Source organism: Hyphomicrobium sp. 99, from assembly GCF_000384335.2.
In the GTDB taxonomy this organism is placed as follows: Bacteria; Pseudomonadota; Alphaproteobacteria; order Rhizobiales; family Hyphomicrobiaceae; genus Hyphomicrobium_B.
On the sequence record NZ_KQ031382.1, the window covers coordinates 191,686 to 207,096 of the forward strand.

Here is a 15,411-nt window from a genome sequence, read left to right on the forward strand (position 1 = left end):
CTTTACATCAAACGCCGGCGCGAAGCGCGAAGCGCGCACGTCGCGGGGCAAACGGAATCCGCACACAGCATCTGATTGGTGCTGCTGAGAGCATCCGCAAGCGCCAGCGCACCGTTCAATGTGTCGCCGATATCTTCCGAGCCGATCAGCGCCGAAACCGATGCCTTCAGCGCTTGCCGCTCGCCATGCTGACAGGCCGCGATGATCGAGATCGCCAGACACTCGTCACGGCAGAAACTGCGGCAGCCGGCCGGCGAGATTTCGATGTCGCGCTGCGCGTTCGCTTTCACTGCGCGAACGAACTTCGAGAGATCGAGAAGCAGCGTCTTCGCCTTTTCAGGCCCGAGCATGCCTGAAAACGTGTTCCAGGCATCTTCCCAGCACTTGATGTCGCCAGTCGACAAGCCCGCGAGCCAGCACCGGAAGCCAACGCCAACCAACCGCTCCGGAGCGCGCGCGGGAAGCGGCACGACCTTGGCCGAGCGGGCGACATGTCCGATGGATGCCGAATTAGCCATTGTTGCAGACCTCCGCTGGGACGCGCGCGATTGCGGCGAATGAGCTGAAGGACCAACGGGCGTAAGAGGAATTGGCGCTGCGGAGCGCCTGCAGAACAATAATCATTTCGACTCCAATAATCAGGGTTCAAGGCCCCGGTATCGGTTGGCGCCAAGCCAATGGCGCGGCCGTCGCGATGACGACCTGACTTGAGCTAGCGCGAGGATGGCCGCCCGGTCAACCATTTGTAAGCCGCTGGCTTCACATTAGAATTTTTATAATTTTCAACTGGCTACCGTCAGTGATCGGAGAGCCTGGCCGGTCACTCGAAGCGGCGCGTGAAGTCGCCGAAAATGATCAATGCCGCGGTCCCGCCCTCCGCCGCGCTCTCGATCTCGAACTCCGCACCCATATCGCGAACAAGCCGTTCGACGAGCGGCAGCCCGATGCCGGTGCTGTGAGCCCAGGGCGGCTGCAGCGATGCGGCGGAAGCCTTGTAGGATGGCGACTGCGTTCCGCTCATCCCGCGGCCGGTATCGCTCACGACGAGGAATACGCGGCCATCGCCGACATAACCGGTCGCGACGCGAACATCCCCGCCGCGCGGCGTGAACTTGATCGCATTCGTCAGCAGGTTCAGCAGGATTTGCCGAAGCGCCGTCGGATTGGCGACGACATGCGGACGCGCCCCGTCGCTCTCGAAGACGAGGTTCAATCCGCACGATTCCGCCAGCGCCTGCACGCTTGACACCGTCCGCTCTACGATCGCATTGAGATCGAGCGCGATGAGCCGCGCGACCGGTACGCTCGTCGTCCGCGTGCCGTCCGAAAGCAACGCCGTGATGACGTCGAGCGCGTGCGTCGCGCTTTCGTGAATATCGGCCGCGTAGCTCAGATACCGCTCGTTCTTCATCTCGCCGAGCCGCTCGTCACGCATGATCTCGGAAGCGGCAGCGATGGCCGTCAGCGGCGTCTTGAGTTCGTGCGCGAGCTTGGCGAGATGATCGGCATCCAGAACGATCATCGGCTTCGGCGCGGCGGCCTCGGCTTCGGCAACGCCCGCAGCGCCCAACGCTTGGATTTCGGCCCCGATAGCCGCATAAACCGGCGTCAAAGCGCGCGCATCAAACGACGGCGCTTCCGACGGCGCTTCACCCTCATCGACGTGAAGCAGCAGAACCTTCGAGCCCTTCTTGCCCGGCCTCGTGACGCGGCATGTCAAACGCTTCAGCCGGCCATTGCTCCAGAACACCAGCGTCTCGAAACCGCCTTTGCGGAAATCGTTCTCGCCCGCGATCTGACGCAGCCGTTCCAGCGCCGGCGTTTTGGGATCGATGGCGATTGGAAACGTCGCATAGGGAAAAAGCCCGAGAGCCGCAGCGCCCGATGCCGTCGCACCGAGAATTTCCGCCGCCTCCGGATCGATCGTGATGACCGCCTGCGAGCTGACAGCTTCCGTCGCGGGCGCGGCTTCGTGCGCCGCGAGATTGTCGCGGCGGCCGGGCATTGCGGGTTTAGCGGAGACCGCCATGGTCAAAAGCGCCCGTTCCATAGGCTCATGCGCAACGCATCACGATGATCTACGTGATTTGCGAGCCTTCAGAACGGCAAACGGGCGATTTTCCACTGTCTTACGCGGCGGCGCAGCACGCAGGAGGAGCACTACGCCCGGCGAATATCCCGGACCACAATCTCGGGTAGTGATAAAGCCGGGTTGCCCTTAGGCAGCCTTGCTCAGGACGGCCGCGCGAAGCTTTTCCGGGTCGCGCTCGCCGTGATCGGCCAGATCGAACAGCTTCTCGATAATATCGTCGTCGGCAATATTGAGCGACCGCGCATGAGCCTCATCGATGATGCTCTTGAGCAGCCGGTGCAGGTCTTTAAGCTCATCCGAGCTATATGGGCATAGCGTCATTGATCTCTGAATCCCCCCGGATACAGGTTGGTGAACATCCCCGCCACGCCCGTGAACGCAACCGAACCGCACGGGTTCCCCGCGTTGCGTCTACGATGTGAAGGACACCCAAAAACGGGTAAACTCAAGGCAAGCGCATACGTCGCTCTTGACCCTTGGCTCTCGCTGTGTTGGAACCAGCGTCGCGTGCGATCCCCTCGGGATCGACCGGCAATAGGGATTCTTCAAAGCGCGACGACGCGGTGATTTGCACGTGCAATGCCCCGCCAGATCGCACTAAAGTCATCCCAGGCCATTTTGGTATGCCGCCTTAGCTCAGTTGGTTAGAGCGCTAGATTGTGGATCTAGAGGTCCCCGGTTCAAATCTGGGAGGCGGTACCATTCCCATCCGACATCGTTGATGTGAATTCGGTGGCGCGTCGTTTTCGACGGCTAACCCATTTTACTTGCCCGCCATTCATCGTCCGTCGCCGCCGCTTTGCTGAGCACTGCAACATCGAATTCCGTGCACAAAACTTCCGAAGCGAGACTCAAAAGTTGAAACCGGCTAATGGTCATTCCGACCACTGACAATCAGAGCGCAGAAGCCGGGGGGCAACATGCGTCTAATTCCATCGATAACAGCATTGGCGCCAGTACTTTTTCTGGCCGCATGCGCTTCGCAGAAGATCCAACTTTCCGCAGCACCGGGCCAAGAGTCGATCGTCAGAGACGGAATTCCGTCTCTGATTTCGAAGAAAAAGAACTTGGTTATGCTACGGCCAAATAATCAGCTTTTGAAAGGCAATGCGCGACCAGCATTCACCGTAGCCGTGCGAAACCTCGAAAATAAACCCCAGACCTTAATGGAGGCGAATATAAACGCGCGCCAGACGGTCGATGGCAAACAAACTGCGCTGCGCGTCTATCGATACGACGAGCTGGTACGGGAAGAACAGACACGCCAAACTATACAAGCCGTCGGCGCGGTGCTCTCGGCCACCGCACGTGGGATCAATGCGGCCAATGCAGGTTACGTCAACACGACGGGAACCGTCCACGCGAATGGGAACTATGGAACTTACACGGCAACGACCTATGACCCGCTAAGGGCGCAAATCGCGCAGCAAAATGCGAATTACGAAACGCGCGAAGACATTGCTGCGCTTCAGGCGCAGGGCGAGCAAAATTTATCTCAGCTTCAGCAAACCATTCTGAAAGACAACACCGTGATGCCAGGAGAGTGGGTCGGAGGCACGATTGTGCTTGATCAACCGGCATATTCCGGCAGCGCACCCAAATCCTACGCAATCACCGTAGACTTTGCCGGAGAACAGCACGAGTTCTTGGTTTCACAAACCACAAACTAGACAGCCTTTTTCACTATCAAATTTCGAGGAGAATGAACGATGAAATGGATGCTTGCTGTTTCAGCAATTATTTTGCCGGTTTGTGCCGCGAACGCGGATGATTACGTACATGGCTACACTCGGAGCAATGGAACTTACGTCGAGCCCTATTACAAATCCTCACCAAACAATTCGACGTTCGACAACTATTCAACGAAGGGTAACGTGAACCCGTACACGGGCCAGGAAGGCACAAAGAATCCGTACGGTTCAACGAATTCGACTTATGGACTTTATGGTTCTCAGCAGCAGGGTTATGGCAGCAAACGCTGGTAGCAGATCGTGGCGGAGGGCTGCAGAATCTCTCCGCTTCTCCCCCCTCACTTCACCTGCCGCTTCTCCAACTTCCGCGCTAGCGTCCGCCGATGCATCCCAAGCCTTCTTGCGGCTTCTGAGATGTTGAAATCGGTATCCACCAGCGTCTGGTGAATGTGCTCCCACTCGAGCGTCTTGATCGATGTCGGCCGCTCGGTCAGCGCGATGCCGCTGTCGCCCTCGGCCTTGCCGAACGCTTCCTCGATGTCGTCCGAACTCGACGGCTTCACGAGGTAATGCCGCGCGCCGAGCTTGATCGCCTCGACCGCCGTCGCGATGCTCGCAAATCCCGTCAGCACGACGATCACCGTCGACGGATCGTGCGCGTGCAAAGCCTCGACGCACGCGAGACCGGATTCACCATTGAGTTTCAAATCGACGACCGCGTAGCCCGGCGTCCGCGCCTCTAAAATCGCGCTCAAGGCTTCTCTCCCAGGCGCAACATCGACAACGTAATCACGCCGCTCGAACGAGCGCCTCAACGTGTTCGCGAAGGCGGCATCGTCTTCGACGATCACGAGCGTGCGTTTAGTTTCCATGCGAACGTGCTCCCAGTGCCAAGGCAGCAAGCGGCAGCTTCAGCGTCACGGATGCGCCGCCGAGCGGACGATTGGCGGCCGAGACGCTCCCTCCAAGCTTTCGTACCACATTCACGACGAGGAAAAGCCCGAGCCCGCCGCCCGGCTTCCCCTTGCTCGATTGATAGGGCTTGCCGAACTGCGCCAGCATCTGCGGCTGGAAGCCCGGTCCCCGATCCGAAACGCGCATGACGAGCGTGTCGCCGTCGCGCTCGACGGTGACGCCGACCCAGGCGGGCGAAGAATCGTAAGCGTTGTCGAGCACGTTGAAGACGACCTGCTTCAGCGTCGAATCCGAGACGATCGGAAGATCCGCACCGAACGCATTGGTGAACTCCAACGACGACGGCGAGCGCGCGGCGCGCCACTCTTCGACAAGCTCGTTGACGAACGTATTGACCGTCGTCACGCGCGGCGCCTCTCCGCGCGCTTCACCAGCCGACAACAAAACACCAGTGAGGATCGACTTGCAGCGCTTCACCGCGGCCTGCATCTCCGCCACCTCTTGCAGCAGCTCGGGATTGGAAGCGATCGCCGGAACGCGCGGCCAATCTCCGAGAATGACCGAGAGCGACGCGAGCGGCGTCCCAAGCTCATGCGCCGCGCCCGACGCGAGAAGGCCCATCCGAACGATGTGGTCTTCCTCGACCGCGTGCTGCTTTAACGCCGCGAGGCGCGCGTCGCGTTCGCGAAGGTTGCGCGTGATGCGCGTCACGAATGCGAACAGCAAGATCGCGACAAGCGCGAAGCAGACGAGCATTCCGATGATGTGCAGCTTGAAGAGATCGCCGAAGCCCTCCGGCACTGCGAGCGGACGGTAATCGAAGGTGAGAGCCGCGAAGCTCAGGCAGGTCGCCGCGACGACGGCCCCCGTCGCGAGCCGGTCGAGCAGCACGGCAGCGAGCGTCACCTGCAAGAGATAGAGAAACGTGAAGGGGTTCGTCGCGCCGCCGCTGAAGTAGAGCTGCGCCGTCAAAGCCGCGACGTCGAACAGCAACGCGCCGAGGAGTGCCGCGTCGCTTACGTCCCGGCCCGTCCTCAGCCAAGCCAGGCTTCCGAGATTGAGCGCGATCAAGGCGGCGATGACGACAGCCATCGGCAAAAGCGGCAGGCCGATGCCGAGAGCGAATTCGACGAAGACGATGGTTGCAATCTGCCCGGCAACCGCGATCCAGCGAAGCTGGATCAAAAGCAGCATGTTCTTCGTGCCGGCGGGATCGCGGGTCAGCTGAACGCCCACATCGTCCAGCCGGTTCTCGTCTCCGGAGCCGGGGACTGTCTCAGTGCGGCTCAGCATGACGGATGGTCCTGTGAAGCTCCGACAGTGGCCAAGACCCGTTGGTTATCGAAGCGCGGGTTTGCCGGACGCGCGGGACGCCCTGCGAATGCGAATTTCCTCGCGCCCCACACGGATCGCGGCCACGGCGAGCATCAACGCCAGCGTGAACCAAGTCAACGCGTAGACGAGATGGTTGTTATGGAAGGCAACCACCGTCAGGCCGCCGATGGGAAAGCCGCCGGGATTCGACGTTGCATCGGCATCGATGAAATAGGGCGCCACGTTGGAAACGCCGCGCGCATCCGCAATCGCTTGCACGTCTCGGGAGAACCAGCGGTTCGCAACGGGATCGTTGGTTCTGAGAAATGCGCCCTTGGGCTCGGTCAGGCGCAGGAGCCCCGTCACGGAAGCCTCGCCGTCTGTCTGGCCCGCGGCGCGCGATGCAGGGTCCCGCTTGTCGGGCGGCACGAAACCGCGATTGACGAGAACCGTGAAGCCGTCATTCGTCTCAAGCGGCGTCACGACCCAATAACCAGCGCCGTCGTTTGTCACCGCGGTGACGAGCGTTTCGCGATCATTGCGGAAATGTCCGCTCGCAGTGACACGGAGGTATTCGTCGGTCTTGGCGTTGATGGTTGGCCAGTCGGCCGGGCCGGGCGCCGCCTGAGGCGGCGCATGAACGCGCTGCTCGACGCGTTCGATCAGATCGAGCTTCCAAGCGCGTCGCTCGATCTGCCAGACGCCGAGCGATAGGAGGCCGATGATGCCCGCAAACCCAAGGAGAGCCAGCGCACCGAGAGAAAAGGCGGAACGTGGCCGCTTCGCGCGCCCACTGTCCGCCTCTTGAACGTTCGATCCCTCGCGCCCTTGGGCGTCGGCGGTCACGGCAGCTGGCTCGGATCCATGCCGGGCATCATGTTCGCATTCATGTGATACATGACCCACAGCGAGCCGGAGAGCGTGATCACCACCATGACGATGGTGAAGATCAGCGCCATCATCGTCCAGCCGCCTTCAGAGCTCGGCGTCATGTGCAGGAAGTAGATCATGTGCACGACGATCTGTATCGCGGCCAGAACCAGGATCGCGATGGTCGTCAGATCGTTGCTGCCGAGCTTGCCCGTCATGACGAGCCAGAATGGAATGGCCGTCAGCACGACCGAAAGGCCAAAGCCAATCAGATAGCCGCGAAGGGTCGACTCGGGATGCCCGCTGTCGTGACCGTGCGCGTCGTGGCCACCGTGCCCGTGATCGCTGTGCGTACCCGTGCTCATCGGAGCACTCCCATCAAATAGACGAATGTGAAAACGCCGATCCAGACGACGTCGAGGAAGTGCCAGAACATGCTGAGGCACAGAAGGCGGCGCTGGTTGGCTTCGATCAGGCCGAACTTCCACACCTGAACGATCAGCGTGATCATCCAGATGATGCCGAAAGTGACGTGAAGGCCGTGCGTTCCGACAAGCGTGAAGAACGACGACAGGAACGCACTACGCTGAGGCGTCGCGCCCTCGTGGATCATATGCGCGAACTCGTAGAGCTCGATGCCGAGAAACGCGGCGCCGAAGAGGCCCGTCACCACGAGCCAGACCAGCATCCCGTTCACGTTCTTCTTCTGCATCTCGAGCACCGCGAAACCGTAGGTGATCGACGACAGGAGAAGCATCGACGTGTTCACCGCAACGAGCGGCAAATCGAAAAGCTCCTTCGGCGAAGGCCCGGCAGCATAGTTGCCGCCGAGAACGCCGAAAGTCGCGAAGAGCACTGCGAAGACGAGACAGTCGCTCATCAGGTAGAGCCAAAAGCCGAGCATGGTGCTCGCGCCTTCGGGATGGTCGTGCTCATCGGCGACGTAGAAGACGGGTGTCTCTTTCGCCTTGGTGAGACTTGCGCTCGCTGTTGTTGTCGTCGTCATCGGTTATGCCCGTGCGGTCTGAAGGAGCTTCGTACGTTCGCGCTCGGTTTCAACGACTTGCTCACGCGGAATGTAGAAGTTGCGATGGTAGTTGAACGTGTGACCGATCGCAGTTCCGACGAGCGCCACGAACCCGACGATCACCAGCCACCAGATCTGCCAGATCAGGGCGAATGCCGTTACCGCACTGAGGCCAGCGAGAATGATGCCCGCGCTCGTGTTGCTCGGCATGTGGATCGCCTTGAAGCCCTCGGCCGGCCGCTGATAACCGCGGTGCTTCATATCCCACCACGCATCGTTGTCGTGGACCACAGGAGTGAAGGCGAAGTTGTAGACCGGCGGCGGCGAAGACGTCGACCACTCGAGCGTGCGGCCGTTCCACGGATCGCCCGTCCAGTCGCGAAGCTTCTCGCGGTTCTTGATGCTGACCGCGATCTGGATCAGGAAGCAGGCGATGCCGATGGCGATCATGACCGCGCCAAGCGCCGCGATGATGAACCAGATCTGCAGCGACGGATCGTCGAACACCCGGAGGCGGCGGGTAACGCCCATCAGGCCGAGGACGTAAAGCGGCGTGAAGGCAAACCAGAACCCAACGACCCAGAACCAGAACGACATCTTGCCCCAGAATGGATCGAGCCTGAAGCCGAACGCCTTCGGGAACCAGAAGGTAATACCGGCGAACATGCCGAACACGACGCCACCGATAATGACGTTATGGAAGTGCGCGATCAGGAACAGACTGTTGTGAAGCACGAAGTCGGCCGGCGGAACGGCGAGAAGCACGCCCGTCATGCCGCCGACAACGAACGTCAGCATGAACGCGACCGTCCACATCATCGGCACTTCGAAGCGGATTCGGCCCCGGTACATCGTGAACAGCCAGTTGAACATCTTCGCGCCCGTCGGGATCGAGATGATCATCGTCGTGATGCCGAAGAACGAGTTGACGCTCGCGCCAGAGCCCATCGTGAAGAAGTGGTGCAGCCAGACGAGGTACGACAGGATGGTGATGACCACCGTGGCGTAAACCATCGACGTATAGCCGAAGAGCCGCTTGCCGCTGAAGGTGGAGACAACCTCAGAGAAGATGCCGAACGCCGGCAGGATGAGGATGTAAACCTCCGGGTGACCCCAGATCCAGATGAGGTTCACGTACATCATGGCGTTGCCGCCGAAGTCGCTCGTGAAGAAGTTCGTGCCGGCGTAACGGTCAAGCGAAAGCAGCGCGAGAACGCCGGTCAGAACCGGGAACGCAGCGACGATGAGGACGTTGGTGCAGAGAGCCGTCCACGTGAAGACCGGCATCTTCATCAGCGTCATGCCGGGAGCGCGCATCTTCACGATGGTGGCGATGAGGTTCACACCCGATAGCAGCGTCCCGACGCCCGCGACCTGTAGAGACCATATGTAATAATCGACACCGACATCCGGACTGTAAGCGATGTTCGAAAGCGGCGGATAAGCAAGCCAGCCAGTGCGCGCGAACTCACCGATGAACAACGAAGCCATCACCAGAGCGGCGCCGGCGGCGGTCATCCAGAAGCTGAAGTTATTGAGGAACGGAAAGGCGACGTCGCGCGCGCCGATCTGGAGAGGCACGACGTAGTTCATCAAACCCGTGACGAGCGGCATCGCCACGAAGAAGATCATGATCACGCCGTGCGCAGTGAAGATCTGATCGTAGTGGTGGGCGGGCAGGTAGCCTTCCGAACCGTTGAAGGCGATGGCCTGCTGGGCGCGCATCATGACGGCATCGGCGAAGCCGCGAAGCAGCATCACGAGTCCGAGCACGACGTACATGACGCCGATGCGCTTGTGATCAATGCTCGTGAACCAGTCGTGCCAGAGGTAGCCCCAAAGCTTGAAGTAGGTGATGGCGCCGACGACGGCCGCGCCGCCGATGACGACAGCAATGAACGTTACGAGGAGGATCGGCTCATGAAACGGCAGGGCGTCGAGCGACAGCCGACCGAAGATGGCCTTCATGAGTTCAGGGTTATCAAACATCTTTGAATTCGTCCCGGTCAGGAGTTGGACGGCCGCGGTGCGAAGGATTGGAACATCGTGCCGGGACGCGGCAGGCCCGCACCCTGAAGGGGTGTTGAGCTTACCGGCATCGGTTGCACCTCGGTCAATTCCGCGCCCATCGGTGCGCTTGTGGTGCAGACGCTTGCGACGTAGGCCTTCGCCAGGATCGGCGCCGAACCGCGTCGGGCGGACTTATCGTATTCAATTCTCTGAACCAGATCGGCGCCCGCAAGACCGAGACCGCCCTTGGCGTCGATCGCGGCCATCTCGTGCATGCACATTTTGCCGGGCTGGACGCAAAGGTTCACGATCAGATGGAAGAGATTCGGGTCGACACTGGCCCACTTCTGAACGGGAACGCCTTTGCTCGGGCGTTCGAGTTCCAGATATTCATTGCGGCCGAGATTTCCGCCGCCCGCTTTGGCGTCCGAAATCCACTTGTCGAAATCAGCATCGTTCCGGCCCAGGAACTTGAAGCGCATCTCCGAGAAGCCTTCGCCGCTGTAGTTCGCGGAAAAGCCTTCGAAGTCACCGGGCTTGTTGATGACGGCATGAAGCTGCGTCTGCATCGCAGGCATCGCATAGATCATGCCCGCAAGCGCCGGAACGTAGAAAGCGTTCATTACCGACGACGCCGAGACGCGGAAGTGGATCGGTCGTCCGACGGGCGCCGCCATCTCGTTGACGGTCGCAACACCGTAGTCGGGGTAGATGAAGAGCCACTTCCAATCGAGCGCAACCACATCGACGTTCAAGGGCTTCGTCTCGTGAGTCACGGCCTGGCCCGGAGCGGTACGCTCTATCGGGCGGAAGGGATCGAGCAAGTGCGTCGCCATCCACGTGATGGCGCCAAGGCAGATGATGATGAGCAGCGGAGCCGCCCAGATCACAAGCTCGAGATGGGTGGAGTGATCCCACTCGGGATCGTAAGGCGCAGACTTGTTCGACTGGCGATAACGCCAAGCAAAAAATACCGTCAGCGCCATGACCGGGATGATGATGAGCAGCATCAACACGGTTGAAATGATGACAAGATCGCGCTGCTGAATGGCGACGTCGCCGGCGGGGTTCAAAACGATAGCGTTGCAGCCGCCCAGCAAAAGGAGCGGCAACAGAGCGATAATCCGATATGGCTTCAAGGCGATCCGCGTCCCATCGACAGTGGCTTCCTCGGTCAATCCGCTAAACTTGCGGAGCATCGAGCGACATTGGACAATTTGCCCAACGCCAGTTGGCCGCAGCGATAAACGCGGTCCAAAACCCTTGGTCGAAGCGGGAATTTCGCCAGCCTAGGCTAGGGATTTGCTGCACTGAGCTTCTGGTCCGATTCGCGGCTGATGGACCGTGCGAGCAACGACCTTATGCTTGGGCTACGCGAATTTTCTCCTCGAAAAAGGCACCGCATGGCCAAGTCAGGCAGAACGCTGACATATGATGGCGGCAGCGCTCTCGAAATTACTTCTCGATGATCTTCTCGGCCGACCTGTCGGTGGCATTCTTCAAAGCGTTATCGCGAGCCCGCTCGTTGAATTCGGGATGCTTCGCGACCGACGAACGCAGCGTCTTCCACGCTTTGAGCAGTCGCTCAGCGAGCGAGACGTCTTCGTCGCTGACAGCAGACGGACGAAACTGAGCTGCGTGCTTGAGAGCGTTGGTCTGACGCTCCATCTCAGCGATATGTTTTTCGGAAAGAGCCAGCTTCTTATCGATTTCTGACATGGGAGGACACTCCTCAGTGGCCTCAATGCAACCGCCGAGGACACCTCAGGGTTGCATGTCGCAAACGGATTGTGGGTGCCAGGAAGAAGCGCACAGCCATGACCGAACGATCCGGCATGCCTGTAGCCAATAAAACGATCAAAAACGCAGAAGCGCCCGGCCTTCGATGAAAGCCGGGCGCTTCGGAATTTAATCAAAAGTCTCGATTTGGATGCGTGCGGTGGAGCCCGTTAGGCTGCCCGCGCGGACAACCGGCGAAGCTCGCTGACGAGCGTGTCCGCCATCCGCTTCGCAGAATCGTCCTTCGCCGCAGCGAGTTCCGCTTCCGCCGCTTTGAGCTCTTCAGCAAGCGATGCCGCCGAAAGCTCTTCGACGTCATAAGCCCGCTCAGCGAGGATCGTAAGCCGGGAAGGATCGACTTCCGCAAAGCCCGACTTGACGAACAAACGCTTGCGCACGCTACCCGCCGTCACATCGAGTACCCCCGGACGGAGGGTCGAGATGACCGGCGCGTGGCCCGCGAGAACCGCAAAATCACCCTCTGCGCCCGGAACGACAACCTGATCGGCGTCGACCGAGAGCAATACCCGCTCGGGCGAGACGAGTTCAAACCTGAATGTGCCTGCCATTTTAGTTCGTCACCCTTCGAACGCTTTCGAGCTGCTCAAGCCTGAGGCGGTTGATCTTCGCCGTCGCCATCGGCGCCGGCCTTAGCCCTGACTTCTTCCGGCGTCTGCAGCTTGGTGCCGCAGAACGGACAGAAGAACAACGGATGGTCGACGAGACCCGGCTCGTCTTCCTCGAGGTCGACGAGCCCGACGGTCATGTAGATGACCTCATCCGGCCCGACAGTGATCAGAGGCTCAAAGTCGCCGCCTTCGAGAGCTTCTTTCAGCTCCTCGCAGCAACTTCCAAATGCTTTACCGGCTTCCGCCATGAATTTTTTTCTCCTGGCGGCGCGTTCGCGCGGCGTGTCCCGCGCGAAACCGCTTGGCCTGTGTTACGCCGCTTCCGCGAGCTTTTCTGCCTTGGCGATCGCTTCGTCGATCGATCCGACCATGTAGAATGCCGGCTCCGGCAGATGATCGTATTCGCCGTCGCAGAGGCCCTTGAAAGCCTTGATCGTATCCTCGAGCGAAACGAGCTTGCCGGGCGAACCCGTGAACACTTCCGCGACGTGGAACGGCTGCGACATGAAACGCTCGATCTTACGAGCGCGGGCGACCGTCAGCTTATCTTCTTCGCTCAGTTCGTCCATGCCGAGGATGGCGATGATGTCCTGAAGCGACTTGTACTTCTGCAGGATCGCCTGCACGCGGCGAGCGACCTGATAGTGCTCTTCACCGACGATGCGCGGGTCGAGCATGCGCGAGGTCGAGTCGAGCGGATCGACGGCCGGATAGATGCCTTTTTCAGCGATCGAGCGCGAAAGAACGGTCGTCGCATCAAGATGCGCGAACGAAGCAGCAGGCGCCGGGTCGGTCAAGTCGTCGGCCGGAACGTAAATGGCCTGAACCGAGGTGATCGAACCCTTCTGCGTCGTGGTGATGCGTTCCTGCAGAGCGCCCATGTCTGTCGCAAGCGTCGGCTGATAGCCCACAGCCGAAGGAATACGGCCAAGAAGCGCCGACACTTCCGAACCCGCCTGCGTGAAGCGGAAGATGTTGTCGACGAAGAACAGAACGTCCTGGCCCTGATCGCGGAAATGCTCGGCAACCGTCAGACCCGACAGCGCGACGCGAGCGCGAGCGCCCGGCGGCTCGTTCATCTGACCGTACACGAGTGCGCACTTCGAGCCAGCCGAAGAACCGTTGTTCTTCTTCGGGTCGATGTTCACCTTCGACTCGATCATTTCGTAATAGAGGTCGTTGCCCTCACGCGTACGCTCGCCGACGCCAGCGAACACCGAGTAGCCGCCGTGAGCCTTGGCGACGTTGTTGATCAATTCCATGATCAAAACCGTCTTGCCGACGCCGGCGCCGCCGAAGAGGCCGATCTTGCCGCCCTTGGCGTAAGGCGCGAGAAGATCGACGACCTTGATGCCCGTTACGAGAATTTCTGCTTCCGTCGCCTGATCTTCGAAGGTCGGCGAAGGCTGGTGGATGGCGCGGAGCGCCTTCGTCTTGATCGGGCCAGCTTCGTCAACCGGCTCGCCGATGACGTTCATGATGCGGCCGAGCGTTTCGTCGCCCACCGGCACCGAGATCGGCGAACCCGTGTCGGTGACTTCCTGACCGCGAACGAGACCTTCCGTCGAGTCCATGGCGACGGTGCGAACCGTGTTCTCGCCCAAGTGCTGCGCGACTTCGAGAACGAGGCGGTTGCCGTGGTTCGTCGTCTCGAGTGCGTTCAGAATTTCCGGCAGCTGCCCGTCGAAGTGCACGTCAACGACGGCACCCGTCACTTGGTGAATCTTCCCTACGTTTTTAGCCATTTTTTTCTCCAACGGAATTGATCAGGCGACGGACAGTGTCACCGGGATGTTGTTGCGTGTCGCCTTTGAATAGGGGCAGATCTGATGAGCTTCTTCGATCAGCGCCTGCAGCTTGTCTTTCTCCGCGCCGGGTATCGCGAGCGTCAGATGCGCCTTGAGAGCAAAGCTCGTCGCATCCTTATCGAGTGTCACTTCGCACGTGACCTTCGCCGCCTGACCGTCGAGCCCGTGCTTTTTGGCGAGCAATAGAACCGCTTGGCCGAAGCACGAAGACCACCCGAGAGCGAAAAGTTGCTCCGGATTGTGACCTTCGCCTGAGCCGCCCAGGTCCTTCGGTAGCGCCATCGCGAGCGCCAGCTTGCCGTCTTCGACAACAGCGCGTCCGTCTCGGCCGCCCTTCGTCGTTGCACGTGTCACGTACGCCATCGCCCAACCTCCGGATTAGACCGCTTCCGCGCCCGAAATGATCTCGATCAGTTCCTTGGTGATGTTCGCCTGACGCTGACGGTTGTACTTGATCGTCAGCTTGTTGATCATGTCGCCGGCGTTGCGTGTCGCGTTGTCCATCGCGGTCATCTGCGAACCGTAGAACGATGCCGAGTTCTCGAGCAGCCCGCGGAAAATTTGGGTCGAAATGTTCCGCGAGAGCAGGAAGCCAAGAACTTCTTCTTCGCTCGGCTCGTACTCGTGCACCGCCGCTCCGCCGCCCTTGGCTGCGTCGCCCGCCGTCTCGGCAACAGTTGCCGGGATGAGCTGCAAAGCCGTGGGCTTCTGCGCGATGACCGATTTGAATTCCGAGAAGAAGAGCGTCGCAACGTCGAATTCGCCCGCCTCGAACATCTCGAGGACGCGATTGGCAACGCCTTCCGCGTGCGTGAACGTCAATTGACGCACGCCCTGGAAATCCTTGCGCTCGATGATGTTGCGACCGAGATCGCGGCGCAGGTTCTCCGCACCCTTCCGGCCGACGGTCAAGATCTTGACCGTCTTGCCTTCCGCAATCAGTCGGTTTGCGTGCGCCCGTGCTAGCTTCGCAATGTTCGAGTTGAAGCCGCCGCAAAGACCGCGCTCTGCCGTCATGACGATCAGCAGGTGAACCTGGTCTTTGCCTGTGCCGATGAGCAGCGGCGAAGCGCCGTTCTTGTCGGCAACCTTCGAAGCGAGGCTGCCGAGAACCTCAGCCATCCGCTCTGCATAAGGGCGGGCGGCCGTCGCGGCTTCCTGCGCGCGGCGCAGCTTCGCCGCGGCGACCATCTGCATCGCCTTCGTGATCTTCCGCGTCGCCTTCACCGAGGCGATGCGGTTGCGCATGTCTTTTAAGCTCGCCATCGGGCGTTCT

The 15,411-nt window shown here is 60.3% G+C and carries 18 protein-coding genes and 1 tRNA gene; 3 read left to right on the forward strand and 16 right to left on the reverse strand.

The features are described 5' to 3' along the window. Positions 1-2 precede the first annotated feature (2 nt). The 3 genes from G359_RS01170 to G359_RS01180 all read right to left on the reverse strand — a co-directional run bounded on the left by G359_RS01170 (position 3) and on the right by G359_RS01180 (position 2,413). Positions 3-518 carry a hypothetical protein gene (locus G359_RS01170; RefSeq protein ID WP_045834634.1) on the reverse strand — a complete coding sequence of 172 codons (516 nt, stop codon included), beginning with the start codon at positions 516-518 and terminating at the stop codon, positions 3-5. Positions 519-820: 302 nt separating this feature from the next. Next, positions 821-2,029 (reverse strand): sensor histidine kinase, encoded by a 1,209-nt coding sequence (locus G359_RS01175; RefSeq protein ID WP_245279890.1) that lies wholly within the window; start codon positions 2,027-2,029, stop codon positions 821-823. A 189-nt stretch (positions 2,030-2,218) separates the two neighbouring features. Next, positions 2,219-2,413, reverse strand: a complete 195-nt coding sequence (locus G359_RS01180; protein ID WP_052699136.1) for a hypothetical protein — start codon at positions 2,411-2,413, stop codon at positions 2,219-2,221. A gap of 304 nt (positions 2,414-2,717) precedes the next feature. On the opposite strand from G359_RS01180, the gene G359_RS01185 reads away from it, so the two are divergent. From G359_RS01185 to G359_RS01195, 3 genes are all read left to right on the forward strand, one after another. Next, a tRNA-His gene (locus tag G359_RS01185) sits at positions 2,718-2,794 on the forward strand. 245 nt (positions 2,795-3,039) lie between these two features. Then, positions 3,040-3,762 carry a hypothetical protein gene (locus tag G359_RS01190; protein WP_045834636.1) on the forward strand — a complete coding sequence of 241 codons (723 nt, stop codon included), beginning with the start codon at positions 3,040-3,042 and terminating at the stop codon, positions 3,760-3,762. A gap of 48 nt (positions 3,763-3,810) precedes the next feature. Beyond that, positions 3,811-4,077, forward strand: a complete 267-nt coding sequence (locus G359_RS01195; RefSeq protein ID WP_197077514.1) for a hypothetical protein — start codon at positions 3,811-3,813, stop codon at positions 4,075-4,077. Positions 4,078-4,121: 44 nt separating this feature from the next. On the opposite strand, the gene G359_RS01200 is transcribed toward G359_RS01195, so the two are convergent. From G359_RS01200 to G359_RS01260, 13 genes are all read right to left on the reverse strand, one after another. Next, on the reverse strand, positions 4,122-4,655 hold the full coding sequence (locus tag G359_RS01200; protein ID WP_045834637.1) for a response regulator transcription factor: 534 nt from the start codon (positions 4,653-4,655) through the stop codon (positions 4,122-4,124). Beyond that, entirely contained in the window at positions 4,645-5,991 is a 1,347-nt protein-coding gene (locus tag G359_RS01205) for an ATP-binding protein (RefSeq protein ID WP_045834638.1), read from the reverse strand. The genes G359_RS01200 and G359_RS01205 overlap by 11 nt, the downstream gene beginning before the upstream one ends. A 45-nt stretch (positions 5,992-6,036) precedes the next feature. Then, on the reverse strand, positions 6,037-6,858 hold the full coding sequence (locus tag G359_RS01210; protein WP_045834639.1) for an SURF1 family protein: 822 nt from the start codon (positions 6,856-6,858) through the stop codon (positions 6,037-6,039). Continuing rightward, the gene (gene cyoD, locus G359_RS01215) at positions 6,855-7,247 is read right to left on the reverse strand and encodes a cytochrome o ubiquinol oxidase subunit IV (protein WP_045834640.1); all 393 of its coding nucleotides are present in this window, start codon (positions 7,245-7,247) and stop codon (positions 6,855-6,857) included. The genes G359_RS01210 and cyoD overlap by 4 nt, the downstream gene beginning before the upstream one ends. Continuing rightward, positions 7,244-7,888 carry a cytochrome o ubiquinol oxidase subunit III gene (gene cyoC, locus G359_RS01220; RefSeq protein ID WP_045834641.1) on the reverse strand — a complete coding sequence of 215 codons (645 nt, stop codon included), beginning with the start codon at positions 7,886-7,888 and terminating at the stop codon, positions 7,244-7,246. The genes cyoD and cyoC overlap by 4 nt, the downstream gene beginning before the upstream one ends. A 3-nt stretch (positions 7,889-7,891) precedes the next feature. Further along, positions 7,892-9,898, reverse strand: coding sequence for a cytochrome o ubiquinol oxidase subunit I (gene cyoB / locus G359_RS01225; protein WP_045834642.1), 2,007 nt, complete (start codon positions 9,896-9,898; stop codon positions 7,892-7,894). Positions 9,899-9,915: 17 nt separating this feature from the next. Beyond that, complete coding sequence (gene cyoA, locus G359_RS01230; RefSeq protein ID WP_045837511.1) at positions 9,916-11,058, reverse strand: ubiquinol oxidase subunit II; 1,143 nt, start codon at positions 11,056-11,058, stop codon at positions 9,916-9,918. A gap of 316 nt (positions 11,059-11,374) precedes the next feature. After that, positions 11,375-11,638: a hypothetical protein gene (locus G359_RS01235; protein WP_045834643.1), complete on the reverse strand. Its 264-nt coding sequence runs from the start codon at positions 11,636-11,638 to the stop codon at positions 11,375-11,377. Positions 11,639-11,868: 230 nt separating this feature from the next. Next, positions 11,869-12,267 carry a F0F1 ATP synthase subunit epsilon gene (locus G359_RS01240; RefSeq protein WP_045834644.1) on the reverse strand — a complete coding sequence of 133 codons (399 nt, stop codon included), beginning with the start codon at positions 12,265-12,267 and terminating at the stop codon, positions 11,869-11,871. A gap of 35 nt (positions 12,268-12,302) precedes the next feature. Beyond that, positions 12,303-12,575, reverse strand: coding sequence for a hypothetical protein (locus tag G359_RS01245; RefSeq protein ID WP_045834645.1), 273 nt, complete (start codon positions 12,573-12,575; stop codon positions 12,303-12,305). A gap of 63 nt (positions 12,576-12,638) precedes the next feature. Beyond that, the gene (gene atpD, locus G359_RS01250) at positions 12,639-14,072 is read right to left on the reverse strand and encodes a F0F1 ATP synthase subunit beta (protein WP_045834646.1); all 1,434 of its coding nucleotides are present in this window, start codon (positions 14,070-14,072) and stop codon (positions 12,639-12,641) included. Between the two features lie 21 nt (positions 14,073-14,093). Then, a complete protein-coding gene (locus G359_RS01255; RefSeq protein ID WP_045834647.1) occupies positions 14,094-14,498 on the reverse strand; it encodes an organic hydroperoxide resistance protein in 405 nt (134 codons plus the stop codon). Between the two features lie 15 nt (positions 14,499-14,513). Continuing rightward, complete coding sequence (locus G359_RS01260) at positions 14,514-15,401, reverse strand: F0F1 ATP synthase subunit gamma (RefSeq protein WP_045834648.1); 888 nt, start codon at positions 15,399-15,401, stop codon at positions 14,514-14,516. Between the last annotated feature and the right edge of the window lie 10 nt (positions 15,402-15,411).